Origin of the sequence: Sinosporangium siamense (assembly GCF_016863435.1) — a bacterium.
In the GTDB taxonomy this organism is placed as follows: Bacteria; Actinomycetota; Actinomycetes; order Streptosporangiales; family Streptosporangiaceae; genus Sinosporangium; species Sinosporangium siamense.
This window is the reverse complement of record NZ_BOOW01000027.1, coordinates 96647-121381: the sequence shown is the minus strand read 5'-3', so window position 1 is coordinate 121381 and position 24735 is coordinate 96647. Positions and strand designations below refer to the sequence as shown.

Genomic DNA, 24735 nt, shown 5'->3' with positions numbered 1-24735 from the left:
GTCGCCCATCTGCATACCCGGCCCCTCCCAAACGAGAACCGGCAATCGGAGGAGCCTGGCATGACCCGCACACTCGCCCGCGAAGCGGCGGTCACGCGTCACCGAAGCCGCACGCCGAATGCCGAATGCCCGGCCACCCCGGCGACACGTACGGCGAAGCCGCGCGGGCCCTTCCCCGGAAACGCGTACGGCGGAGCCGGCATCCCCGGCTCCGCCGTACGAAACCATCACGTCAGCGACGAGTAAGCCACCACTCCCCGCTTGATCGCGTCGACCGCCTTCTCCGACGTGGCCCTGACCTTGCCGCCGGGCGGCGCCGCCAGGGACACCTGCCCGAGCAGGTCGATGAGCTGCTTGCACCACCGCACGAAGTCACCCGCGGCCAGCTCGGCCCCGTTGACCCCGTCGCTGAGAACGGCGTCCAAGGTGTGGCCCTTGGCCCACCGGAAGGCCGCCCACGAGAACCCGAAGTCGGGCTCGCGGATGAACGACAACCCGTGGTCCTTCTCCACCCCCTCCAGATCGCCCCAGAGGCGGACCATCTGGGTGAGGGCCTCCGTCGCGGAACCGGCCGGGATCTTCGGCCGCCGGGCCTCGTCGGACTGGCGGGACTCGAACACCAGCGCCGACACGCAAGCGGCCAGCTCGGCGGGCTCCAGGTTGTCCCAGATCCCGCCCCGCAGGCATTCGGCGGTGAGCAGGTCCAGCTCGGTGTAGAGGCGGCCGAGGCGCCGCCCCTCGGCGGTGACGGTCTCGCCGTCGAGGTAGCCGAGCTGGTCGAGAACCCCGCACACGCGGTCGAAGGTGCGGGCGATGACGTGGGAACGGCTTTCGACACGGCGGCGCAGGGACTCGGTCTCACGCATCAGCTTGTGGTATCGCTCGGCCCAGCGGGCGTGGTCCTCGCGGTCCTCGCAGCCGTGGCAAGGGTGTTGCCTGATCGCCCGGCGCAGGCCGGTGACCTCCTCGTCCTCGACGGCGTGGTCACGCACGCGCGCCGGCTTGCCGAGGTCGCGGTCGCCGATCTTGGCGTTGAGGGTGGCGATGAGATTGGCGCGTTCCTTAGGGCTGCGCGAGTTGAAGTTCTTGGGAATGCGCACGGTGTCGACGGGTTCGACCGGCACGGGGAAGTCGGTAGGGGACAGCCGTTTGACCTGTTTGCCGATGGTGAGCACCAGCGGCGAGGGGCCTTCGCCGTTGCGCGGCATGCGGCCGGGGTCGAGCACGACGGCTAGGCCGGCGCGGCGTCCGCCGGGGATGCGGATGACGTCGCCGGGCCGCAGCGCCTCCATGGAGCGGAGGGCTTCGAGCCGGCGGGCGGTGCCGCGCTGACGGGCGAGCTCGGACTCCCGGTCGGACAGGCGGCGGCGCAGCGTCGAGTATTCCTCGAAGTCACCCAGGTGGCAGGTCATCGCCTCCAGGTAGCCCGACAGGGCCTCCTCGGCCTTGCGCACCTGGCGGGCGATGCCGACGACCGCCCGGTCGGCCTGGAACTGCGCGAAAGACGACTCCAGCAGGGTGCGGGCGCGCTCGCGGCCCACCTGTCCGACGAGGTTGACCGCCATGTTGTAGGACGGGCGGAAGCTGGACCGCAGCGGGTAGGTGCGGGTGCCGGCCAGGCCGCCGACCGACACGGGGTCCATGCCGGGCTGCCAGATGACCACCGCGTGGCCTTCGACGTCGATGCCGCGCCGCCCGGCCCGCCCGGTGAGCTGGGTGTATTCGCCGGGAGTGAGGTCGGCGTGGGTTTCGCCGTTCCATTTGTCGAGTTTTTCGATCACTACGGACCGGGCGGGCATGTTGATGCCGAGCGCGAGCGTCTCGGTGGCGAAGACGGCCTTGACCAGCCCCTGGGTGAAGAGTTCCTCGACGACCTCCTTGAAGGTCGGCAGCATTCCCGCGTGGTGGGCGGCCAGGCCGCGCTCCAGGCAGTCGCGCCACTCCAGGAAGCCGAGGACGGCGAGGTCCTCGTCGGGCAGATGGGCGGTGCGCTCGTCGACGATCTGGCGGATCTCGTGCCGCTCACGTTCGTCGGTGAGGCGGATGCCGGCGTAAAGGCACTGCATGACGGCGGCGTCGCAGCCGGCCCGGGAGAAGATGAAGGTGATCGCGGGCAGCAGGCCCTCTGCGTCGAGCCGCTCGATCACCGCGGCGCGGTCCGGGGGGCGGGGCCGCTGCGGGCGGCTGTAGCCGCGCCTGCCCTTGGCGAAGCCTCTGGCGCCGCCGGTGCGCTCCTGGTCGCGGGTGACGCGCAGCAGGGAGATGTTGAGCCGGGGGCGGCCGTCGCGCGGGCCCTCCTCCTGCTCGTCGAGGGCGAACAGGTCGAACAGGCGGTTGCCGACCAGCATGTGCTGCCAGAGCGGCACGGGCCGGTGCTCGTCGACGATCACCGTCGTGTCGCCCCTGACCTCCCCGAGCCACTCGCCGAACTCCTCGGCGTTGCTGACGGTCGCCGACAGCGCGGCGAGCCGCACCGACTCGGGCAGGTGGATGATGACCTCTTCCCACACCGCGCCCCGGAACCTGTCGGCGAGGTAGTGCACCTCGTCCATGACCACGAAGCCGAGCCCGCCGAGGGTGGCCGACCCGGCGTAGAGCATGTTGCGCAACACCTCGGTGGTCATGACCACGATGGGGGCCTCGCCGTTGACCGTGTTGTCGCCGGTCAGCAGGCCGACCTTGGCTGCGCCGTACCTTTTGACAAGGTCGTTGTACTTCTGGTTGGAGAGGGCTTTGATCGGCGTGGTGTAGAAGCACTTGCGGCCCTCAGTGAGGCCCAGATGCACGGCGAACTCGCCCACCACCGTCTTGCCCGACCCGGTCGGCGCCGCCACGAGCACCCCGTCGCCGGCCTCGAGCGCGCGGCAGGCGTCGAGCTGGAACTCGTCGAGATCGAAATCGTAGAGTCCGCGGAAGGCACGGAGGGCGGGCCCGTCGCCGGCGTGCATTTCCTGAAAGGCCGCATACCGCTCCGCTGGAGTTGTCATAGCGTCAGCCTACCGATATGACCATTCCGGTCGGTCCGATCGGAGACCGATCAACGGCACGTACGGCCAAGCCCGCTCAGGCCCATGAGCACGCCCGAAACGGCGGCCCAGGTCTCCTAGACGGGGCCGTACGGCCAAGCCCGCTCAGGACCGTGAGCATGCCCGGAACGGCGGCCCAGGTCTCGTAGAAGGGGCTGTACGGCCAAGCCCGCTCAGGCTCGTGAGCACACCCGGGCCACGGACCCGCGGCCCGTACGGCGAAGCCCGCTCAGCCTTGATGCAGCACCTTGAGCGCCCCCGGGACGACGGTGCACGTCACGGGAGCGGGGCCGATCCGCTCGCCGTCGGCGTAGGCGATCACGCCGGGGGCCTCCACCGTCACCTCGCGCACCCGTACGACTGTGACGGCGGGGTGGTCGAGGTGGGTGCCCCGGTAGACCCGGGGGAAGGTCCGCAGCAGCTCGCCGCGTGAGACCGCTCCCACCGTCACGACGTCGAGCAGGCCGTCGTCGGGCCTGGCGTGCGGGGAGATGCGCATGCCCGCGCCGTAGGAGCGGGTGTTGGCGACGGCGACGAGCACGGCCTCCTGCTCGACGCGTTCGCCGTCGAGGGTGAGGGCGAACGGGATGGGGGTGAAGGACCGCAGCTCCCGCACGAGGCCGCGCACATAGCGGGCGGCGCCGGGCGGCCAGGTGAGGGTGTTGGCCCGCTCGTTGACGCGGGAGTCGAAGCCGCAGGCGGCGACGCCGGCGAACCACTCGCCGGGGCCGATCGTGGCGGCGTCCACGGTCCTGGTGCGCCCGGCGGCCACGACGCCGGCCGCGGCCAGCAGGGACCGCCCGTCGGTCTCGGTCCAGCGGGGCACGGGCAGGCCGAGGGCGGAGGCGAAATCGTTGCCGGTGCCGGCCGGGATGATGCCGAGGGGCACCTCGGTGCCCGCGACGGCCTGCACGGCGAGGTGCACGAGGCCGTCGCCGCCGTAGGCGACCAGGGCGGCGGGTTCGCCGACCGCGGCGGCATGGGCACGCGCAAGGGTGTCGGCGGCGGACGTGCCGACGATCACCGTGACCTCGCGTCCGCCGCGCCGGAGCCGCCCGATCACCCGGCCGAGGTGCCGCCGGGTGCGTCCGCCGCGCGCCGCCGGGTTGACCAGCAGCGCGATGTCACCGCGAATGTGCTATCTCCCGGAGGCCGAGGGGCCGGAGGTCTCGCGGTCGCGCGGGTCGTCGTCGGAGAGCTCGGACGCCTCGTCGTCGGACAGGTGCGAGTAGTCCTCGGTCTTGGGCAGCCTGCTCTCCCGCCAGTACATGAACAGCTCGGCCAGTGCGAAGAAGATCACCAGCGGGATGGAGAGGGCGATCATCGCGATGGGGTCGCTGCCGGGGGTGGCGATGGCGCCGAAGACGAACATCGCAAAGATGATCATGCGGCGGTGCTTGGCGACCGTGGCCCGCTTGAGCACGCCGATGACGTTGAGCAGCACCAGCAGCAGCGGAAGCTCGAACGACACCCCGAAGACGATGAACATCAACAGTGCGTAGTCGATGTAGGACGTCATCTCCATGAAAGGAGTGGCGTTGTCGGGCGCGAAGGAGAAGAGGAGCGCCAGGCCCTTGTCGAGGACGAAGTAGGCCAGCGCGGTGCCCGCCGCGAACAGCGGAACGCCGATCGCCAGGAAGATCGAGGTGTAGCGGCGCTCGTTGCGGTAAAGACCAGGCGTGACGAACGCCCAAATCTGGTAAAGCCAGAGCGGGGCGGAGACCACCATGCCGAAGACGATCGCGACCTTGAGGTTGACGAAGAACGCCTCGAACACGGCCCGGACCTGGAAACAGGTGCCGGCCTTGAGCGACTGCGCGAACGGCAGGTTGCAGTAGGGACTCGACACGAACTGCCAGAGCGTGTCGAAGAAAACGAACCCCACGACCGTGCCCGCGGTGACCCCGAGCATTCCGATCACCAGGCGATTGCGCAGCTCACGGAGATGCTCCATGAGCGGCATGCGCCCTTCGGGGTCGGCCTTCCCTTCCGGCTTGGACCTCTTAAGCAGCGCCATCGGTGTCCTGATTCGGCGAGAGTGCGACTGTAGGGGCTGTGGTGCGGGGCGGCCTAGCCGCGGTGGGCGTCATGCGGAACACCGGCGCTCTGCGAGGCGCGCAGGCGGGCGTTCTCCTCCTCAAGCCGGCGGATGCGCTCGGCCTCGGTCATCACCTGGCCGGTGATGGGCTGAGCCTCGGAGGCGGCGACCGGCGGCGCGGGCGCGGCGGGCGCGGCCTTGGAGGAGTCCTCGTCGTCGCGCAGCTTGGTCGTCTCCGACTTGAAGATGCGCAGGGACCGGCCGATGGCGCGCGCGGTGTCGGGCAGCCGCTTCGCCCCGAAAAGCAGGACAATGATGAGCCCGATGATGATCAACTCTGTGGGTCCGACGGGCATGATGTTTCCTTATCGTCCGAGCAGCAGGCGAGTCTTTCCCCCGATCGTACGCGCAGAAGTCCAAAGACTCACCACCCCGAACGAGCATGTGATTCCCCGCCGTTTCGCCGTGGGAGAAACCCCAGTGCATTTCCCCCGGCCAGGTTAATCGAACATACACTCGGCGGGGGACATGATCAAGCGCGCCGTTTAGTCCAGTAATCAGGCCAAACGTCCGGTCAGAGGTGTTCTCCCGCACGGTCGATCGCGGACCGCAATAGCCGGCACGCGAGCCGCGCCCCACCCAAGGATTCGATGTTCGGCCCGCCGTCCCCCCGCGTTCGGCGGGCCGACCCCAGATGTTCGCCCTCACTCCCCCGGGAGGGTGCGGCTCCCGGCGGCGCGGATCTCATCCCCCAGGTGGGCTCGCTTGGGCGTCAGCACCGCGCGGGACCGCTCGATCTCCTTGGCGAGGGCGCCGACAGCGGCCTGGACCCGCACCGCCGCGACGGCGATCACGACCAGCCCGGAGAACCCCGCGCCCACGAGAATCCATGTCATGGGCGATCATCGTAGAGCGCGAGGGCGACCCCGGCCTGCTCACGGGCCCGCGCGGCCAGGGCGGCGGGGGCGACGATGCGGCCCGTCTCGCCGAGGCGCAGCGCCAGCCGCACCATCCAGCCGGTGTCGCGGGCACGCAGGGTCACCCGCAGGCGGCCCTCCCCCAGCTCCTCGACGCTCTCGCAGGGGTAATATTCCGCGACCCAGCGCCCGGCGGGGGTGAGCTCCAGCTCGGCCAGCTCGTCGGTGGGCGAGGGGCGGAAGACCCCCTGGGTGACGTCGGTCGGCTCGGCCCCCTCGGGCGGGGCCGCCGGCACGTCGAGCACCGTGGCGTCCTGCACCCGGTCGAGCCGGAAGAGGCGCACGGCCTCCGCGCGATAGCACCAGCCCGACAGATAGGTGCGGCCGTCGACCACGACGACCCGCAGCGGGTCGACCTCGCGGCTCGTCACCTGGTCGCGGGCGGGCGCGTAGTAGCGCAGGGACAGCCGCCTGCCGCGCCGCAGCGCCTCGTTGACGGTGGCGAGCGCGCCGGGGGCGGCGTCGACCTCGACCGCGACCTGGCTGCTGACGGCCGCGGCGCCGTCGCCCGCCGCGCGCTCAAGCTTGGCGATCACGCGGGTGAGCGCGTCGCGCTGCTCCGGCTCCGGCAGCTCGGCGAGCGGCAGCTCGTTCATCAGCCGCAGCGCCACGAGCAGGGCGCTGGCCTCGTCGATGCCGAGGCGCAGGGGCCGCGCGATGGTCTCGGCGTTCTCGATGAGGATCTCGCCGCCGTCCCACGACACGTCGATGAGATCGCCGGGGGTGTGACCGGGCAGTCCGCACATCCAGACGAGCTGCAGGTCGTCGATGAGCTGCTTCTCGCTGAGCCCGAACACCTCGGCCACCTCGGCCACCGGCGCCCCCTGGTGGGACATGAGGTAAGGCACGAGCGCCAGTAGCCTCGGCAACCTGTCCGCTGTGCTGCTCATCTGCCGGCCTCCGTGCCGTTGCTCTCGTATGCGCCCTTGAGGGTGGCGATCACCGCGTCGCGGGCGTCGGGCGGGCCGAGGACCTGCGCGTCGGGGCCGAGGCTCGCCATCCAGACCGCGAAGCGGGCCGGGTCGATGAAGGTCAGGTCGGCCTCATCCCACTCGCCGTCGCCCTCGCGCACGGCGGCGGCGATCTGCCGCACCCCCTGGCAGGTGCCCTTGCGCACGCGCAGGGTGGCGGTGCGCCGCACGGGCGGCTCACTCGGGGACTCGTCCCATGGGCTGACCATCGCCCGCAGGTCGACGCCCTCGGGCACCACGACCGCCCCCGGGCGGCCGAGAGGGGTGACCTGGCCGACGACCCGGCTGAGGCGGAACACGCGCGGCGCGTCGCGGTCGCGGTCGTGCCCCGCGAGATACCACTTGCCGCGGCGGGACACCACGCCCCACGGCTCGACCGTGCGGGTCAGCACCGACTCGCCCGCGGCGACCCGGTAGCCGAAACGCACCGCGCGCCGGTCGCGGACCGCCTCCCAGAAGGCGGGGAAGGCAGGGTCGCGGGTGTCGACGCGGAGCTCCAGCGCGCCGCCGCCGCCGAGCGCGGGCTCGTCGGTGGCCACGCCGCCCGCCCGCAGCTTGAGCAGCGCACCGCTCGCGGCCTCGGCGAGGCTGGCCCGCTGCCACACCCGGGCGGCCAGGCCCAGCACCGCGGCCTCGTCGGGCTCCAGTGTGATCTCGGGGAGCTCGTATGCCTCGGGGGCGATGCGGTAGCCCGGCTCCTCCTCCCACGGGTCGCGGTGCACCTCGATGGGAACGCCGATCTCACGCAGCTCGTTTTTGTCCCGCTCGAACATGCGCTGGAACGCCTCGTCGCCGTCCCTGTCGTAGCCGGGCACCGCGTGGCGGATCTGCTCGGCCGACAGCGGCCTTCGTGTCGCGAGCAGGCAGATGACGAGATTGAGCAACCGCTCGGTCTTGCGGCGCGACATCCGGCCGTCCTCCTTTTGCTGTCAATCGTGCTGCGCACCCGGCGGATCAGCGTCGGTTCCCGCCATCGGGGAGGCGGGGAACGCTACCCTTCCCCACGTGATCAGATGGCGCAAGGGAACGGTCGAGCGGATCCGGCGGGAGTGGCCGGGTGCGGTGGAACTGGACGTCGCCCTCCCGGAGGGAGGATGCCGGGCACTGGCCTATCCGCCGCTGGTGGGTCGGCCCGAGCCGGGTGACGAGGTGCTCCTCAACACCACCGCGCTGGCGATGGGTCTCGGCACCGGCGGCTATGCCATGGTGGTGGCGATCCCCGACCGGCTGCCCGGGGATCCGACCGGTCCCGGGCACCTCGTCAAAGCACGTTACACCCCATTGCAGGCGACCGTGCTCGGTGCCGACGAGCAGGGGTCGCCCCACCACGAGACACTCCGCGAGGCCGACTCCCTGACCGGCATGCCGGTCGTGGTCGCCGACCTGCACTCGGCCCTGCCCGCCGTCCTGTGCGGGCTGCGGGCCGACCGCCCCGGCACCCGCGTGGCCTATGTGGTGCCCGACGGCGGCGCCCTGCCCGCGTGGTTCTCGATGTCGGCGGCCAGGCTGCGCGAGCTCGGCTGGCTCTGCGGGGTGGTGACCACCGGGCAGGCGTTCGGCGGCGACCTGGAGACCGTCACCCTGCACACCGGGCTCCTCGCCGCCCGGCACGTGCTCGGGGCCGACGCGGCGATCGTGGCCCAGGGGCCCGGCAACCTCGGCACCGGCACGCGGTGGGGCTTCTCCGGGGTGTCGGCGGGTGAGGCCGTCAACGCCGCCGCCGTGCTCGGCGGCCGTCCCGTGGCCTCCCTGCGCGTCAGCGAGGGCGATCTGCGCGAGCGGCACATCGGGGTGTCCCACCACTCCCTGACCGCCTACGGCCGCGTCGCGCTGGCCCGCGCCCAGGTGGTGGTGCCCCTGCTAGACGGCGACTTCGGCAAGCGCGTCCGCGCCGAGGCCGCACCCCTCGCCGAGCGCCACGAGCTCGTCGAGGTGCCCGTCGGCGGCCTGCGCGAGGCCCTTGAGGCGAGTCCGGTGCGGTTGTCCACGATGGGGCGAGGGCTGGACCAGGACCTCGCCTCCTTCCTGGCCGCCGCCGCCGCGGGCCGGCACACCGCCACACTGCTGGACTGAATCACACCGCCGGCCTGAGACGCTTCCGCCCAGGCGACGGCTTCGCCGTACCGCCCGCCGGCGTCAAGAAGGCTCCGCCGCACGGCCCCGCCCAGGGGACGCCGCGGTCAAGAAGGCTTCGCCGTACGGCCCCCGCCCAGGGGACGCCGCAGTCAAGAGGGCTTCCGCCGTACCGCCCGCCGGTGGTCGAGAAGACTTCGCCGTACGGCCCCCGCCCAGGGGACGCCGCAGTCAAGAGGGCTTCGCCGTGCCCGGCCCTCGCGGGGCGGGCACGGGCGAGCCCCCCGGGGGCCGCCCCGCCACAGTGCGGCCCCCGGGAGGGTTCAGAGCGCGTGCGGGTAATGGCGACGCGCATGCTCCTCGGTGATGTAGCCCTCGCGCAGGTCGGTGCGGACCGCTTCGGGGTCTCGCCGGCCCGGATGGCCGTATCCGCCACCTGAGCCGGTCCGCAAGTGTACGACGGCACCCTTGGCCAAGGGAATGCGGGTTCGCAGAGCACATTCCTCGATTCGGCCGCCGGGGTGCTCGACGACGAGCCGGTTCGGGCGGCCCGGAAGCCCTCCGTCCCTCCCCCATGGGGCGGTGGCGGTGCGGGCCAGAGCGCTCGTGAGGTGCTGATCTTCCAGGCAGCGCACCGAGAGATCGAGCCCGAGCCCGCCCCGGAACCTCCCGGGTCCGCCGGAGTCTGCGGCCAGGGCGAGCCGTTCGACGCGCCAGGGATTGCGTGCCTCCCAGACCTCGGCGGGGGTGAGGCGGGTGGCCGACTGCGACAGGTACATGAGCGCCGCGGCCCCGTCGCCGTGCCGCGACGCCCCCTGCCCGACGGGGTGGGGCGCGCCGTCGGCCCAGGGTTCGCCGGCCTCGCGCCGCCCCCACCACACCAGCGCGTTGATGTCGCCGCCGCTGGCCGCGGGCACGTCCGGCACCACCTCGGCGAGGGCGTCGAGCACGAGTTCGATGAGGTGGTCGGCCGGGATGCCGTACATGAAGCAGGGGGCGGGCCGCACGGGGTGGAACAGCGATCCTTCGCGGGTGAGGATTTCGAGCGGCCGGAAGTGGCCCTCGTTGGGCTGCTCCCCCGCCCCCGCGAGGAACGCCACGGCGAGGCGGCAGGCGGCCACCGTGGAGGGCAGCGGGCAGTTGATCGGCCCGGGAGTCTGATCGGGGCAGCCGGTGAGGTCGATCTCGACGCGTGAGCCTTCGACCGTCACCCTCACCCCGAAGGGCACGGGCACGCCGCCGACGCCGTCGGAGTCGATCGTGCCGCTCGCGGTGTACTCCCCGTCGGGGAGAGCCGCGAGGAAGGCGCGGACGAGTGCCTCGCCGTGGGAGTACATGCGGGCGACGCAGGTGTCGAACTCGGCTCTGCCGTACCTCTCGACGAGTGCGGCCAGGGCCTCCCCTCCGGCCCTGGCGCCGGCGACCATCGCGTCGATGTCGCCGGCGACCGCGTCCGCCATGCGGCTGTTGGCGAGGATCATGCGGTGGATGTCGGTGACGAGGCGGCCGGCGTCGTACAGTTTGACGCCGGGGAAGATCGTGCCCTCCTGGTAGACGTCGAGGGTGTCGGTGCAATAGGGGTCTTTGCCGCCTATGTCTAGCCAGTGGGCCTTGATCGCGGAATAGGCCGTCAGGGTGCCGTCCACGAAGACCGGCACGACCATGGCGGCGTCCTGCGGGTGCGAGCCCGTGCCGTAAGGGTCGTTGTAGAGGATCACGTCCCCCGGATTCAGCGCGGCGGGGCCGCCCACCCCCTCGACGGCGGCCCGCACGCAGAAGCCCAGAGTGCCCATGAATGCCGGCAGAGTGGGCGCCTGGGCCAGCATGCACATGTCGGCGTCGTAGAACGCCACCGCGAAGTCCAGCGCCTCGTAGATGATCGGGGAGAAGGCGGTGCGGACGACGGCCCGCTTCATGTGGTCGGCGGCGGCGTTGAGGCCCTGCCGCACGATCTCGGTGGTGATCGGATCCGCCCCGGCGCCCCGCCCCGGGTCCGCGGCGGCGAAGACCGTTCTGACGGTCCGCGTCATGTCGTCTCCTCCCTGGTGATCAACAGCACTCCGCTCGGGTGAGGACGTACGGCGAAGCCCTCGTCCACGTAGGTCGTGGCGGTGGGCTCTGTCACCACGAGAGGGCCGGCCTCGGGGGCGGTGAGCGCGCTCCTCGGCACGGCCCGGGTCCGGACGCGGGCCCGCCGCCGGAAGGACCACACGTCGATCTCCCGCTCCTCACCCGCCTCCGGAGGCGCGGGCAGCGGTCCGCCGTGCCGCGCCCGCGGCACCCGCAGAGTGGCCCGCACGGTCACGATCTCCAGCGGACCCGGCAGTTCATGCCCGAAGGCACGCCGGTAGGCGCCCGTGAAGGCGGCCCGCACCTCCGCCGCGCTCTCTCCCTTCGCCACCCGGACCGTGAGCGTGTGCTCCTGCCCTTGATGGCGCAGATCGAGATCGACCTCCCGCACGGCCTCGCCGGCCGGCGGATGCTCCCCCGAGTTCCGAAGGTCCTCGCCAGACCCCGTGCGGGGCCACAGGCGGTCAAGCAGGGCCTCGCCGTACGGCGGATGCTCCCTCAGAGGCCGGACGGCCTCGCCCGGCGCCGAGGGGGCGTTCACGGGCCGCTCCCGACCATCTCTGCGCGGATGCCCCTCTGGGCCACCGACGGGCTCGGCGGACGCCGTGCGGGCGCTCAGGGGCCCTGCCAGACCGCTCCGGCGGCCGGCGCCCCCGGTGGACACCCCAGGGCCGTCCACGGGCTCGTGCAGTACGGATATCACCTGCTCGGGTTGTGCGGCTTCGCCGTACGGCGCGGTGAGGCGGGTGAGGAGCGTCTCTGCGAGGTCGAGGGCCTCCTTGAGGGTGGGGTCCGACAGGGGCCGCAGCAGGGTGCGGGCCGTGCTGCGGACCAGGTCGGCCTGGATGAGCCCGGCGGCCGAGAAGTTGCCCGCGTTGGGCGGGACGACGACGGCGCTCAGCCCGAGCTCGTCGGCCAGCAGGCAGCCGAACAGCGGCCCCGCGCCCCCGAAGGCCACGAGCGCGGCCCGCCGCGGGTCCACCCCGCGCTCCACCGTGACCCCGCGTACGGCTTGCGCCATGTGAGCCGCCGCGATGCGCAGCACACCCTCGGCCACCGCGTCGGTGCCCGGGAGCCCCGCCGGCGCCGCCAGAGGCGCCAGGGCGGCCTCTGCGAGCCCGGGAGCCAGATCGACACCGCCCGCGAGGTGCCCCGGCAGGATCAGCCCGAGGTGGAGGGCGGCGTCGGTGACGGTCGGCTCGCCGCCGCCACGCCGATAACAGGCGGGACCGGGCACGGCCCCCGCACTGCGCGGCCCGACCCGCAACAGCCCGCCCACGTCGACATAGGCGACCGATCCACCCCCCGCCCCCACGGACCTGACATCAACCCACGGGCACTGCAACGGCAGCCCCGTCACCTGCCCCTGAAAGAGCAACGGCAACCTGCCGTCCTCAATCAGCGCCGTATCAAAACTCGTGCCCCCGACATCAGCCGCAATCGCCGCACTAAGCCCCAGAGCCTCCCCCACCGACCAAACCCGCCCAACCCCAGCGGCCACCCCGGGCTGACCGCCGACAGCGGACATCGCCCCCGGCAACTCGCCATGAGGGACCGAGAACGCCCCCAACGCCTCACCCTGACCCGCGGCCACATCCCTCAGCGGCTGAGCCGCAAGAGCCGAGCCGAGCGGCCCGGCACCCCCACCGGCAGCTGCCCGGCCGGACGGCTCCGCCGGACCCGCCGCGACCCCCGGCACGCCGCTCCGGCAGCCGCCGGGCGGCGGCACGGCGTCGGCTCCGGCGACCGAAGAGTCCGCAGAACCGGGCGTGCCGCCGACACCGCCGGACGTCAACCCAGACGACCCGGCCGGATCCGTCACGACGGCCGTCGAACCGGCTGTCACACCGGCCCTCACACCGGCCGTGACAACACCTGATGCCTCGGCCCGGCTCGCTCCCTCAAGAGGCAGGAGCGGCTCGGCGACAGAGCCGGCCGGGGCCGGCACCAGGCCAAGGGTGTGGGCCAGGTGGGCGGTGGCGGTGGCGCCGGCGACAGGGCCGGAAAGGATGGTTTCGAAAGGCCGCTTGGCCGCCTCCTCCAGGGTGAGGGCGCCACCGCCCGAGCGGGTGACGAGGAGTTTTCCGGTGAAGCCCCGGGTGCGGAGTTCGTGGTCGAGGTTGTGGAGGTAGGGGCCCATGCGGTGGCGTACCAGGGCGTCGACGACCGTGGTCGTGGTGCGTTCGTACTCGCGGTACTCGCCCGACACCTCGTGTGACAGCGACACCTCCCCGGTGAAGCCGGACGAGCGGAGAGCCGCGAGGACGGCGTGTTCGTGGGCCGGGTTGGCGTAGGCGTTGATGAGGACGACCGCCACCGTGCCGACGCCTTCTGCGGCGAAGGCCGCCGCGGCCCGCCGTACGCCCGCGGGGTCGAGGGGCCGCACCACGGAGCCGTCCGCGGCGACGCGCTCGGCGACCTCCTGCCGGAGTCTGCGCGGGACCAGGGGCGGCGGGGGTGTCCAGAAGAGGTCGTAGGGGTCGTCGCGGTCGCCACGTCTGATCTCCAGGACGTCGCGGAACCCTTCGGTGGTGATGAGGCCGACCGCGGCCCCGCGGCGCTCCAGGAGGGCGTTCAGGCCCACGGTGGTGCCGTGGACGAAGTATTCGCACCGGGCGAGCCCGGCAGCGCCCACGGCCGCGTCCACGGCGGCGAGCACGCCGCGCTCGGGCGCGGCGGGGGTGGTGGGATGCTTGGCGACGGTGATCTTCTTGGTGGTGGTGTCGAACGACACCAGGTCGGTGAACGTTCCACCAACGTCAACCCCGATTGTGGTCATGGCTCCGGACCGTAGGTAAATATGAGCCCATGGGGCTACAGAGCGGACGTGACAAGGACAATTGGCGCGATCTGGTGATGGAGCGCGGCCCCGTGGGACGCTGGCGGCCGGCGCTGGGGACGGCGGGCGTGCTGTCCGGGGACGAGGTGCTGTTCGACGCGGACGGCACGGGCCGGCTCCACAGCCACTCGGTGGTCTTCGGCGAGGAGACGATCGCGTTCCGGTGGCGGATGGCGCACCGGGGCAGGCTGATCCTCCTCGTCGACGGCGAGGAGGAGGCGGTGGCGATGGAGTTCCGCGACCACATCTCCGACGCCGGCCGCGCCACGGTGCTGGCCGAGGTGGCCAACCCGGGGTTCTGGATCATGCCGGACCCGCTGAAATGGGCCGGCGATACCTGACCAACTCAAACCGGACACCTGCCTCCAACCCGGCGACACCTGAGGCCTCACCCGCGCCGCCCGCCGAGGACCTCCTCCGCCCGGTGGCACGCCACCCTCCGCCCCTCCAGCGACCGCGGACGCGGCGCCTCCTCCCGGCACCGGGAGACCGCGAGGGGACATCGCCGGCGGAACGGGCATCCCGAGGGCGCGGGGCTCGCCTCGGTGCGCCCGGAGGCCGCGGGCGGCGGCCCGCCGACGCGGGGCACGGCGTCGCGCAGGGCCAGGGTGTAGGGATGGGCGGGCCGGGTGAGCAGATCCCCCGTGGGTCCGCTCTCCACGACCCGCCCGGCGAACATGACGTGCGACGTGCCGCACAACCGGTCGACCACCGCCAGGTTGTGCGTGATGAGCAGATAAGCGAGCCCGTGCTCCCCCCGCAGCCGCTCCAGCAGGTCCAGGATCCTGGCCTGCACCGTCACGTCCAGGGCGCTGGTGGGCTCGTCGAGCACGAGCACCCGGGGCCGTACGGCGAGAGCCCGCGCGATCACCGCCCGCTGCCGCTGGCCGCCCGACAACTCGTGCGGGCGGCGGCCCGCGAGTGCCGGGTCGAGCCCGACGCCGGCCATCAGCTCCGCCACCGCGGCCCGCCGCTCAGCAGCACGGAGCCGCCCGGTGAGGCCTTCGGCGATGGACGTGCCGATGCGCATGCGCGGGTTGAGCGCCTCGCCGCCGTCCTGGAACACCGGCTGCACCGCGGCACGGAACCCGGCCCGCTCGGCGCGGCGGAGCCTGGTCACGTCGGCTGTGCCGTACGTGATCCGGCCGGCGCGGGGGCGCAGCAGGCCGAGCAGGGCGCGGGCGAGGGTGGTCTTGCCCGAGCCGCTCTCACCGATGAGGCCGGCGCCGCCGGCGTCGACTGCCAGTGACACGTCGTGCACGACGGGCACCGGGCCGTAGGCCAGGGTCAGGTTCTCCGCCGTCAGCGTCGGGGCGGTGTTCACGGCTCTGCTCCCTCATCTGGGGCACGGCGGCGAGGAGGTCGCGCGTGTAGGGGTGGGCGGGGGCGGTGAGGACCCGGGCGGCGGGACCGGCCTCCACGACGCCGCCGTCCTTCATGACGAGGACGTCGTCGGCGACGGTGGAGACGAGCGCGAGGTCGTGGGAGACCAGCAGCAGGGCCAGGCCGCGTTCCTCGCGCAGCCGGCGCAGCACGGCGACGATCTCGGCCTGGACGGTGACGTCGAGGGCGCTGGTGGGTTCGTCGGCGGCGACGACCCCCGCGCCGAGAGCCAGAGCCAGGGCGATGGCGAACCGCTGCGCCTGGCCGCCGGACACCTGGTGGGGATAGCGGCGCAGGATCTCCGGGTCGAGCAGCACGTCGGCGACGGCCTGCTCGGCGCGGGCGCGGGCGGCGGCGCCCTTCACGCCGTGGCGGGCGAGTGCGCGGCGCATGAGGGTGCCGAGGCGCATTGCGGGGTTGAGCGCGGCCTGGGGGCTCTGCAGGACGAGCGCGACCTTGGCGCCGCGGATCTCGCGCAGGATCTTCTCGGGGGCGTTGAGCACGTCGACGCCGCACACGACGACCCGCCCGGTGACGTCGGCGCCGTCGAGGAGGCCGAGCACGGCCAGCAGCGCGGTGGTCTTGCCGGAGCCGCTCTCCCCCACCAGCGCCGTGCAGCGCCCGGCGGCGAGGTCGAGTTCGGGCACGCCGGAGACGACGCGCCCGCCGATGCGCACCTCGAGGTCGCGGATCTCGATCAGCGTCATCTGCTCCTCCCGCGCGGGTCCAGGGCGGCGCGCAGTCCTTCGCCGAGCACGTTGAAGGAGAACGCGGTGACGAGGATCGCGAGGCCGGGGAAGGTCACCACCCACCAGTCGGTGGTGAACAGGCTCTGCCCCTGCTGCACCATGAGCCCCCATTCTGCGGTCGGTTCGTGCGCGCCGAGGCCGAGGTAGGACAGGGCGGCGGCGGTGAGGATCACGCCGCCGGCGTCCAGGGAGAGCTGCACCGTCACGGGGGTGACGGAGTTGGGCAGCACGTGCCGGAACACGATCACGGGCGCGGGCACGCCGAGGCAGCGGGCCGCGTCGACGTAGCCGCGCGCCGACACCGACTGGGCGACCGCGGCGGTCAGCCGGGCATACCAGGGCCACCAGGTGACGGCGATGGCGACGACGACCGTGGCGACGCTCGGCTGGAGCACGACCGCGAGCGCCAGGGACAGCAGCAGCGCGGGGAAGGCCAGGAAGACGTCGGTCACGCGCATGATGACGTCGCGCACCCAGCCTCCGGCGTACCCCGCGACGACGCCCAGCGTGACCCCCACGGCCGCGGCGAGCGCGAGCACGGCCACCGCGATGAACAGCGAGGTGCGCGCGCCGAACAGGATGCGGCTGAGGATGTCGCGGCCCACCTGGTCGGTGCCGAACCAGTGGCCGGCGCCCGGCGACAGCAGCGCCTGGGCGGGGTGGGTGGCGGTGCCGCCGTCCTCTGGGTAGGGGGCGATCCAGGGCGCGAGCAGCGCCGCCAGCACGATCGCCGCGAGCAGCACGGCCCCCGCGGTGGCGAGCAGGTCGCCGCGCGCCGCGCCGGCGAGCGCGCGCAGCGGGGTACGGCGGAGCACGACGCCGGCCGGGACCACGAGCCCGCCGGGCCCGGACACCGTGATCGGGTCGGGCGTCTTGCCGGCTTCCGCCGTACCTGCGTCGTGTTCGTCCTTCACCGGCCCCTCACTCTCGGGTCGACGAGGCCCTGCAGGAGGTCGACCGCCAGGTTGGCGGCGACGTAGAGGAGGGCGACCAGCAGGGTGACGCCCGCGATGGCGGGGGTGTCGAGCGACCGGATGGCGTCGGCGGCGTAACGCCCGACGCCCGGCCAGTTGAACACCGCCTCGACCAGGAACCCGTTGACGATCGCGTAGGCGAACACGAGGGCGATGAGCGAGAGCACCGGCCCGGCGGCGGGCCGCAGCGCGAAGCGGGTGAGCACGGCGATCCGCCCGAAGCCGAGGGCGCGGGCGAGGCGGGCGTGGTCCTGGCCGCTCTCCTCGATGAGCGCCGCCCGCGTCATCTGCGCGATCACCCCGGCCGGGTAGGCCGCGACGACCAGGGCGGGCAGCACGAGGTGCCACAGGGTGCTGGTGAAGATGGGCCAGTTGCCGGTGATGAGGGCGTCCACGATGGTGATGTTGGTGTAGACCCGCAGCGGGCTGGTGACGTCGAGGGAGTTGTCATACTCCCCCGCGACCGGAAACCACCCGAGGTTGCCGGCGAAGACGGTCTGCACGACCAGGGCCAGCCAGAAGACCGGCAGCGACACCGCCAGCATCGAGGTGAGGCGTACGGAGAAGTCCGGCAGCCCGGCCTTGAACCTCGCGGCGAGCACACCGAGCGGCACCCCTGCGGCCACGGCCACGATCATGGCGGCGCCGACGAGTTCGAGGGAGGCGGGGAAGGCGAGCGCGAGGTCCTGGGCGACGGGCTGCTTGGTGTGCAGGCTGACACCCCAGTCGCCGCGGGCCAGATCGCGCGCATAGTTCCAGAGTTGCGTCCACAGGGGGTCGTCCAGGCCGAAGCGGGCGCGGGCGGCGGCGAGCTCGGCCTCGGTGGCCCTCGGCCCGGCGAACGCGACCGCGGGGTCGCCGGGCACGAGGCGCATGACGGCGAAGGTGAGGCCGACCACGCCGGCCACGACCAGGACGGCCTGGCCGAGCCGGCGGGTCAGGTAGCGCGGCACGGGTCTACGCGCCCGGCGTCAGGTCGTAGACGAACACCACGTTGGGGTAGGCGGGGTTGTCCACGTAGCCGGAGACGCCCTGGGCGAGCACGCGCTGGTAGTTGACGACGTACGGCACGGCCACCACGGCGAGTTCGTCGATGAGCCGGGTCTGCAGGTCGGCGTAGGACTTGAGCGCCGCGTCCTTGTCGACCGCGGCCAGTTCGGTGAGCTTGTCGACGGCCTCGTCGAACTTGTCGTCCTTGAGGTAGGTCAGGTTGAACGACGGCTTGGCGGAGCTGCGGAACACGTTGACGAACCACGAGTAGGCGTCGGCGTAGTCGGGATACCAGTACATGACGAAGATGTCCTGCCGCTTGGCGGTGTCGCCGGACTTGGCCTGGTCCCACTGGGTGCTCCACTGGAGCGGTTTGGCCTCCAGCGTCACGTTGAGCTTGCTGAGGGTGGAGCTGAGCAGGGTGGCGAGGAGCTGCTGGTCGGCATCGCCCTGCGCGTAGGTCATGGTGAGCTTGAGCGGCTTGCCGCCGGGCCCGTGCCCGGCCTCCTTCAGCAGGGCCTCGGCGCCGGCCAGGTCCTGCTTCTGGGCGCGGCCTGGCACGTGGCCGAACAGTCCCTGCGGCACGAGGCCGCTGGCGGCGGCGCCCGCGCCCTTCAGCGCGGCTACCAGGCCGTCGTAGTCGATAGCCTTCTGCACGGCCTTGCGCAGCCGTACATCCTTCAGGGGGCCGTGCTGGGTGTTGAACAGCGCGAGGAGGTTCTGGAAGGACGCCGCCTGCTCGGTCTGGGCGCCCTGGGCCTCCGCCTGGGCGAAGAGCTGCGGGTTGAGCCGCGGCGCGAAGCCCACTTCGCCGCGCTGCACGAGCTGGGCGGCGGTGGTGAGCTCGGGGGTGACGCGGAACTCGACCCGCTTGTACTTCGTGCCCTGCCAGCCGCCCCAGTAGCCGTCGAACGCCTTGAGGCTGAGTTCGACCTCCTTGCCCTTCTGCCAGGTGTCGACGGTGTAGGGGCCGGATCCGGCGTCCTTGCCCTCGGCGAACCACTTCTTCAGATCGCCGGACCCCGCGGCGGTGGTGTCGTAGATGTAGGCGGCGAAGTCGGCGGAGGCCAGCAGGTCGAGCGGCGCGGGATATTTGAGTTTGAACTCCAGGGTCTTGGCGTCCTTGGCCTTGATGGACTTGACCGAGTCCCAGATGTAGGCCGCGCCCGCGCCCTCCTCCTTGGTGCGTTCGATGGCGGCTTTGGCGGCTTCGGCGTCGAGGGGCTTGCCGGTGTGGAACTTCACGTTCTCGCGCAGGGTGAAGGTCCACTTCTTGGCGTCGCCGGACGCCGTCCAGGCGGTGGCCAGGCGCGGTTCGACCTTCTGCGTCTGGATGTTGAACTTCGTGAGCGACTCGTAGATGTTCTGCATCGCGATGATCTCGTTGGAATACGAGCTCGCCGGGTCCCAGTCGGTGACCACGTCCAGGTTGGGGGCGTAGACGAAGGTGGTGTCGACCGCACCGCCGCCTGCCGCGCCCGAGGGCGCGGCCCCCGGGGAGCGGTCTCCGGATCCGCGCACCTGGCCGCCGCCGCAGGCGGCGACGAGGGCGAGGGCGGCGGCGGTTCCGATGGCGAGCAGGCGTCTCTGCCGGCGCATGGTGGGGGGGTTCCTTTCATTCGCTGATCACTTCAACGGGCCGGCCGCCTTCACGTGCACGCGGACGGCGGGCCCTTCGAGGTAGCTGAGCGGCACTTCGGACAACTCGACGATCTCCACCGCCGCCGGATCGGCCCCGGCGGCGACCGCCCGATCGGCGGCCTCACGCTTGGCCCGTTCGACGGCGGCGTCCCTGCCGGTGCGGCCGGCGACGATCGTGCCGGACCTGCCGCCGGCGAGCGCGATGGCGGCGCCGACGGCGTTGGCCACGTCGGCGTCGGGGGGCCGGACGACCTCGCCGGCGCCGGGGATGGTGTCGGGGAGAAGGAACGCGCCGCCGCCGACGGCGACGAGGGGCCGATCGCCCCTCCCGAGGGATACCCGGTCGACCGCGTCGGCCACCATCTCGTCGGCGAGCCGTACGGCTGCCGCCAGACCGTCGAGGTCCGGGACGGGATGGGTGCCGACCCGGCCGCGCCCGGCGGCGACGGCGGCGTCGGTCAGGGTCGCGGTGCGCCCGCCGAAGACCAGCGCCTCCCGCGTGATGCGGTATCCCACCGAGCGGGGCCCCACGGCGCCGCCGGCGACGACGCTGCCGCCGCCGAGCGCGATCGCCAGGATGTCGGGCATGCGGAAGTTGGTGGTGACACCGCCGATCTCGGCGGGTGCCGCGGACTCGCGCGGGAAACCGCCCGCGAGCACCCCGAAGTCGGTGGAGGTGCCGCCGACGTCGGCCACGATCGCGTCGGACACCCCGGACAGCAGGGCCGCGCCGCGCAGGGAGTTGGCGGGCCCGGAGCCGATGGTGAGCACCGGGTAGCGGGCCGCGTGGTCCACGGCCATCAGGGTGCCGTCGTTCTGCGCGAAATAGGTCTGCGGGGCGAGGCCGCGGCCGGCCAGGGCGTCGGTGAGGGCACGCGTCACGTCGCGGGCCACGCCGTACAGCGCGGCGTTGAGCACGGTGGCGTTCTCGCGTTCCACGAGGCCGAGGGAGCCGATCTCGTGCGACAGGGAGATCGGGACGGCGGCGCCGAGCTCAGTGCGGACGATCTCGGCGACCTCCCTCTCCTGGTCGGCGCCCGCCGGGCTGAACACCCCTGTCACCGCGACCGCGTCGGCCTCGCGCCCGCCTTCGGTGAGGAAACGGCGGATGGCGGCACGGTCCAGCGGCGCGATGGGGCGCCCGTCGACGAAGTGGCCGCCGCCCACGACCGCCTCGCCCGCCGACACGGCGCGGCGCAGGTCCGCGGGCCAGCCGGTGAGGGGCGGGATCGCCGTAGTCGCGGGTGCGCCGAGCCGCAGGACGGCGACGCGGCCGAGGGAGCGGCGCTCCAGGATCGCGTTGGTGGCGTGTGTGGTGCCGAGCATGACCCGGGTCACCTCGTCCGCCCGCCCGCCGATCTCGCCGAGCACCGCGTCGAGCGCGGCCCGCAGCCCCGCGGTCACATCGGGGCTGGTGGGCCGTTTGGCGCGGGCGAGCACGCGGTCGGCCGCGTCGAGCACGACCGCGTCGGTGTTGGTGCCGCCGACGTCGACGCCGACGCGCAGGGCGGTCAAGGGATGTCCTCGACGGGGACGTAGTCCAGGTCGTAGCCGAAGGCGCGTGGCCCGGCGACCTCGATGCCGCGCGGGGTGCGCCACAGCGGATCGCAGGGCCAGGCGAGCACACTGATCCGCTGCCCGTAACGCAGCCCCTCGGTCTGTACGGCGGAAGCCGTCTGGGTGTCGACCACGGTGATGAGGTCGGGCACCATGGCGAGCACGCGGCCGTCCTCGACGGCGACGAGGTTCTCGTTCTGGATCTCCAGGGTGATGATGCGGCCGCGGTCGCCGCCCACCCCCGTGACGACGGCGGCGCCCCGGGCGAAACCGCCGGTGGTCTCCCGCCGCAGGTCGGTGATCTTGCCGTTGAGGAGGTTCCTGGCACCGAGCTCGGCGGTGAGCGCTCCCAATGGGTCGGCGGCGCCGTCGACGGCGCGGCCCAGGGCGATCGCGCGGCTCACGGTGCCCTCGATGAGCGCGCCGCGCGCCTCGGCCGCCCGCAGGATGTAGTCCGCCATGAGGGCGCTCGACCCGGCCGCCACACAGACGGCGCGGGCGATGCGCTCGGCCCACGCCCCGTCCACGGGCCGCACGGCCGTCACGTTGCCGACCACGTCCGCCAGCACGATCACGGTGGGGGCGAGCCCCGCGACGTGCATCGAGACCATCTGCACCTCGGGGAAGGCCCGCCCCATGGCGTCGGCGTCGAGCAGCGGCAGACCGAGCCTGGCGGCCCACCCGACGGGGTGCACACCGTTGGAGCCGCCGATCTCCGAGGACATGACGGCGGCGGGCCTGCGGCCGAGCAGGCGTTCGACCTCGCGGAGGATGAGAGCGGGCTGGTCGTCGCCGTGGATCATCTCGTGGCCGACGGTGGGGGCGCCGATCATCCCCAGCGGGAGGATCACGTCGTCCGGGCTCAGGTCGCCGAGGGCGATGAGGGGGACGCCGCCGTATTGCTCGACCGCCCGTCGGGCGGCGAGGGCGCCGGAGGCGACGTCACCGCCGCCTCCCGTGCCGAGTACGGCACAGCCACGGGCCAGTGGTGCGACGTCGTCCGCCGTGATGAGCCGACTCGCCTCCATGACGGGAATCATTGTGCAATCAGAACATTTTGCTCAATGGTGGTCATCGACATGAAACGGCACCTTATTGGTGCCCCGTCACAACGAACACACCCGCCCCCCGCCTTAGCGATCAACGTCCGGAGGCCGGACGTGAGCGCTGAGGCGGAGGACGGGTGATCTTGCGAGGTCAGAGGCGTGGATCAGTAGGAGCCGAGCACGTCCACCACGAAGACGAGCGTGTCGGTGCCCTTGATGTTGGCCTGAGGCTGCCCCTGCTTGCCGTAGCCGAGGTCCGGCGGGATCGACACGAGCAGGCGGCTGCCGGCCTTGGCGCCCACCAGGCTCTGGTCCCAGCCCTTGATCACCTGGCCGACACCGATCGGGAAGGAGACCGGCGCGCCGCCCTTGGCCCAGCTTGAGTCGAACTCGCGGTCGGTGCCCCAGATCTTTCCGGTGTATTGCACCATGATCGTCTGGCCCTTTTCGACCTTGGCGCCGTCGCCCTCGATGACGGTCTTGGAGATGAGCTCCTTCGGCGCCTTCTCATCGGTCTTGGTCGACAGCTTGGGCGCCGCGCCCTCCGGGCTCTCCAGCTTGACGCCCTTGACCTCCGGGTCGGCCCCCGTGCCCTTGATCATGACCGGAACCGCGCGCACCGGGTCGAACACGAACACCTTCGGGTTGCTCGTGTCGATGCCCTGCTGCTTGGCCTGCTCCAGGTCCTCCTTGGTGTAGCTGTCGGCGGGAGCCACCACCGCGACGAACCGGCCACCCGGCTTGACCTTGTGGAAGGCGTCGAACAGCACCTTGGGCAGCTTGTCGTCCACCTTGATCAGCTCAGGCTTGCTCGTGTAGGTCGAGCCGGCCATCGCGTTCTTCTTGCCGTCCCAGTCGAAGACGGTCAGGTTGGCCAGGACCGAGTCGCCCTTCTTGAACGACTCACCCGTGCCCTCGCTCAACATGTTGACCGAAGACGTCTTCGCGGGCGAACCGCCCGGGAACTTCACCTGAGGCTGCTTGCCGGCCTCCCCTGTGACCTGAAGCGCGGAGGAGGACGCGGACGTCGCGCCGGTGCCCTTATCCGTCCCACAAGCTGCGGCAAAGAGCAATGGCACGGCCAGCAGGGCGGCCAGTCGGCGTCGGCGCATGGAAAGGTATCCCTCGGGGAAGACGTCGGTTGTCCGCGTCACCTTATCCGAATGCGCTGTAGGGCGAAGCTAAGCAAACCGGTCCATTGCCGAGAGTTGACCGCTTCCCATTCAACCCTTGCCCTGCCACCTGCGCGTCGTCCCTGTTTCCGTTTCCCAGGTGAACGCGTTCTCCGGGCTTTCAGGGCGACGGGGCTGCGTAGAGCCACTCGTGGCCCGCGCGCGTCTGCGGGTGGGGCTCCCCATCGTGCCCCGGAATGGTCATCTTGTACGCGCGGAGCTCCCCCCGCCCCCGTGACAGCGGGATCAGCAGTGCCCCTCATAGTGCCATGTGCGCGAAGGAGTGATTTTTCATCTCTTTCCGCAGGGCGCCCCGCGCCCTTCCGGAACGTTCCACTCACTCGCTGGAGCCCGCACGAGAAAGACCGCTCGGCGTAATAGTCGCCACCGCCCTCGACGCCCACCGCACCGACACCGTCGGTGCGGTCACCGTGCAAGGCGAACCCGGCCTCGCCCGGCGCGGCGTTCGCATGCTGCGCCCACTCATCTAGGCACCGAACGCCCCAAGCCCAACAGATCCTTCACCCGACCGGAACGGCCGGCTCGCCGGGACGTCCTTGAGGATGCCGTCGTACTCCGCCAGACGAGCCGGGTCCATCGGAAAAATGCCGACCGGCCGGGTCATCCCTGGGAAGGGGAGAGTCCCGTCACGGCGAGGTCGAGCAGGCGGTCGGCCTCGGCGGCGGGGCTCGGACTGTGCTCCGTGGCCAGGGCGATGCCGGTGATCAGGGTGATCAGGTCGTCGATGGTCACACCCGGCGTCAGCGCGCCGTCGTCCGCGGCGCGGCGCACCAGGGGGGCGCCCGCCTCGGTGAGCTGTGCCGTACAGCAGTACTCGTGCGCGGCGGCTGCCCGGTCGCGGGTCAGCGCGGTGGCCAGCCCTCGGATGGTCGCGGCGCCCGCGGTGACCACGCGCAGCCACTCCAGCAGTGCGGCCCGGGTGTCGGCCCTGCCGGTCAGCTCGCGGGCGCGCGAGCACAGGGTCTCGACCCGCTCCCGGAAGACCGCCTCCAGGAGCGCTTGGCGGGTGGGGAAGTGGCGGCGCACGGTTCCGGATCCGACCCCCGCCGTGCGGGCGATCTGCTCCAGGGACGCGTCGGCACCGTACGTGGCGATCGCCTCTGCTGCCACGGCGAGCAGGAGGGCGTGGTTGCGCTGGGCGTCCGCCCGCTGGACGGGCATGGCGTCACCTCACGTTTGCTAAGTGGCGGGGTCCGCCGTATCGTACC

The 24735-nt window shown here is 72.2% G+C and carries 21 protein-coding genes; 3 read left to right on the top strand and 18 right to left on the bottom strand.

Translation table 11 applies throughout. The features are described from left to right. Nucleotides 1-60: 60 nt before the first annotated feature. Nucleotides 61-246: a hypothetical protein gene (locus Ssi02_RS20235; RefSeq protein ID WP_204027633.1), complete on the top strand. Its 186-nt coding sequence runs from the start codon at nucleotides 61-63 to the stop codon at nucleotides 244-246. Here the strand turns inward: Ssi02_RS20235 and Ssi02_RS20230 are convergent. The 7 genes from Ssi02_RS20230 to Ssi02_RS20200 all read right to left on the bottom strand — a co-directional run bounded on the left by Ssi02_RS20230 (nucleotide 228) and on the right by Ssi02_RS20200 (nucleotide 7920). Beyond that, complete coding sequence (locus tag Ssi02_RS20230) at nucleotides 228-2987, bottom strand: DEAD/DEAH box helicase (protein ID WP_204027632.1); 2760 nt, start codon at nucleotides 2985-2987, stop codon at nucleotides 228-230. The two genes, Ssi02_RS20235 and Ssi02_RS20230, sit on opposite strands and share 19 nt — an antisense overlap. A gap of 268 nt (nucleotides 2988-3255) precedes the next feature. Next, the gene (locus tag Ssi02_RS20225) at nucleotides 3256-4140 is read right to left on the bottom strand and encodes a diacylglycerol/lipid kinase family protein (protein ID WP_307825727.1); all 885 of its coding nucleotides are present in this window, start codon (nucleotides 4138-4140) and stop codon (nucleotides 3256-3258) included. Nucleotides 4141-4164: 24 nt separating this feature from the next. Beyond that, the gene (gene tatC, locus Ssi02_RS20220) at nucleotides 4165-5043 is read right to left on the bottom strand and encodes a twin-arginine translocase subunit TatC (RefSeq protein ID WP_204027631.1); all 879 of its coding nucleotides are present in this window, start codon (nucleotides 5041-5043) and stop codon (nucleotides 4165-4167) included. A 53-nt stretch (nucleotides 5044-5096) separates the two neighbouring features. After that, nucleotides 5097-5420, bottom strand: a complete 324-nt coding sequence (tatA, locus tag Ssi02_RS20215) for a Sec-independent protein translocase subunit TatA (protein ID WP_204027630.1) — start codon at nucleotides 5418-5420, stop codon at nucleotides 5097-5099. 348 nt (nucleotides 5421-5768) lie between these two features. Continuing rightward, nucleotides 5769-5960 carry a hypothetical protein gene (locus Ssi02_RS20210; RefSeq protein WP_204027628.1) on the bottom strand — a complete coding sequence of 64 codons (192 nt, stop codon included), beginning with the start codon at nucleotides 5958-5960 and terminating at the stop codon, nucleotides 5769-5771. Further along, a complete protein-coding gene (locus Ssi02_RS20205; protein WP_204027627.1) occupies nucleotides 5957-6931 on the bottom strand; it encodes a helix-turn-helix transcriptional regulator in 975 nt (324 codons plus the stop codon). Before Ssi02_RS20205 ends, Ssi02_RS20210 begins: the two co-directional genes overlap by 4 nt. After that, nucleotides 6928-7920, bottom strand: a complete 993-nt coding sequence (locus Ssi02_RS20200; protein ID WP_204027626.1) for a helix-turn-helix transcriptional regulator — start codon at nucleotides 7918-7920, stop codon at nucleotides 6928-6930. The genes Ssi02_RS20205 and Ssi02_RS20200 overlap by 4 nt, the downstream gene beginning before the upstream one ends. Before the next feature lie 97 nt (nucleotides 7921-8017). Between Ssi02_RS20200 and Ssi02_RS20195 the strand changes: the two genes are divergently transcribed. Then, nucleotides 8018-9085, top strand: coding sequence for a DUF3866 family protein (locus Ssi02_RS20195; RefSeq protein WP_204027625.1), 1068 nt, complete (start codon nucleotides 8018-8020; stop codon nucleotides 9083-9085). A gap of 323 nt (nucleotides 9086-9408) precedes the next feature. Here the strand turns inward: Ssi02_RS20195 and Ssi02_RS20190 are convergent, their stop codons facing one another. Further along, nucleotides 9409-11115 (bottom strand): hydantoinase B/oxoprolinase family protein, encoded by a 1707-nt coding sequence (locus tag Ssi02_RS20190; RefSeq protein ID WP_204027624.1) that lies wholly within the window; start codon nucleotides 11113-11115, stop codon nucleotides 9409-9411. Further along, complete coding sequence (locus Ssi02_RS20185) at nucleotides 11112-13934, bottom strand: hydantoinase/oxoprolinase family protein (RefSeq protein WP_204027623.1); 2823 nt, start codon at nucleotides 13932-13934, stop codon at nucleotides 11112-11114. Before Ssi02_RS20185 ends, Ssi02_RS20190 begins: the two co-directional genes overlap by 4 nt. A gap of 29 nt (nucleotides 13935-13963) precedes the next feature. Between Ssi02_RS20185 and Ssi02_RS20180 the strand changes: the two genes are divergently transcribed. Next, on the top strand, nucleotides 13964-14335 hold the full coding sequence (locus tag Ssi02_RS20180) for a hypothetical protein (protein ID WP_204027622.1): 372 nt from the start codon (nucleotides 13964-13966) through the stop codon (nucleotides 14333-14335). A gap of 47 nt (nucleotides 14336-14382) precedes the next feature. On the opposite strand, the gene Ssi02_RS20175 is transcribed toward Ssi02_RS20180, so the two are convergent. The 9 genes from Ssi02_RS20175 to Ssi02_RS20135 form a co-directional block, all read right to left on the bottom strand. Beyond that, a complete protein-coding gene (locus tag Ssi02_RS20175) occupies nucleotides 14383-15318 on the bottom strand; it encodes an ABC transporter ATP-binding protein (RefSeq protein ID WP_239129158.1) in 936 nt (311 codons plus the stop codon). After that, on the bottom strand, nucleotides 15203-16084 hold the full coding sequence (locus tag Ssi02_RS20170) for an ATP-binding cassette domain-containing protein (RefSeq protein WP_239129156.1): 882 nt from the start codon (nucleotides 16082-16084) through the stop codon (nucleotides 15203-15205). Before Ssi02_RS20170 ends, Ssi02_RS20175 begins: the two co-directional genes overlap by 116 nt. Then, the gene (locus Ssi02_RS20165) at nucleotides 16081-17040 is read right to left on the bottom strand and encodes an ABC transporter permease (protein ID WP_239129153.1); all 960 of its coding nucleotides are present in this window, start codon (nucleotides 17038-17040) and stop codon (nucleotides 16081-16083) included. The genes Ssi02_RS20170 and Ssi02_RS20165 overlap by 4 nt, the downstream gene beginning before the upstream one ends. Next, entirely contained in the window at nucleotides 17037-18053 is a 1017-nt protein-coding gene (locus Ssi02_RS20160; RefSeq protein WP_204027620.1) for an ABC transporter permease, read from the bottom strand. The genes Ssi02_RS20165 and Ssi02_RS20160 overlap by 4 nt, the downstream gene beginning before the upstream one ends. 4 nt (nucleotides 18054-18057) lie before the next feature. Next, the gene (locus Ssi02_RS20155) at nucleotides 18058-19689 is read right to left on the bottom strand and encodes an ABC transporter substrate-binding protein (RefSeq protein ID WP_204027618.1); all 1632 of its coding nucleotides are present in this window, start codon (nucleotides 19687-19689) and stop codon (nucleotides 18058-18060) included. A gap of 27 nt (nucleotides 19690-19716) precedes the next feature. Beyond that, on the bottom strand, nucleotides 19717-21246 hold the full coding sequence (locus tag Ssi02_RS20150) for a hydantoinase/oxoprolinase N-terminal domain-containing protein (protein ID WP_239129150.1): 1530 nt from the start codon (nucleotides 21244-21246) through the stop codon (nucleotides 19717-19719). Continuing rightward, nucleotides 21243-22316, bottom strand: a complete 1074-nt coding sequence (locus tag Ssi02_RS20145; RefSeq protein ID WP_204027616.1) for an S-methyl thiohydantoin desulfurase family protein — start codon at nucleotides 22314-22316, stop codon at nucleotides 21243-21245. The genes Ssi02_RS20150 and Ssi02_RS20145 overlap by 4 nt, the downstream gene beginning before the upstream one ends. Nucleotides 22317-22498: 182 nt before the next feature. After that, the gene (locus Ssi02_RS20140; protein WP_204027614.1) at nucleotides 22499-23446 is read right to left on the bottom strand and encodes an FKBP-type peptidyl-prolyl cis-trans isomerase; all 948 of its coding nucleotides are present in this window, start codon (nucleotides 23444-23446) and stop codon (nucleotides 22499-22501) included. A gap of 681 nt (nucleotides 23447-24127) precedes the next feature. Then, nucleotides 24128-24688, bottom strand: coding sequence for a TetR/AcrR family transcriptional regulator (locus Ssi02_RS20135; RefSeq protein ID WP_204027612.1), 561 nt, complete (start codon nucleotides 24686-24688; stop codon nucleotides 24128-24130). Nucleotides 24689-24735: the final 47 nt, after the last annotated feature.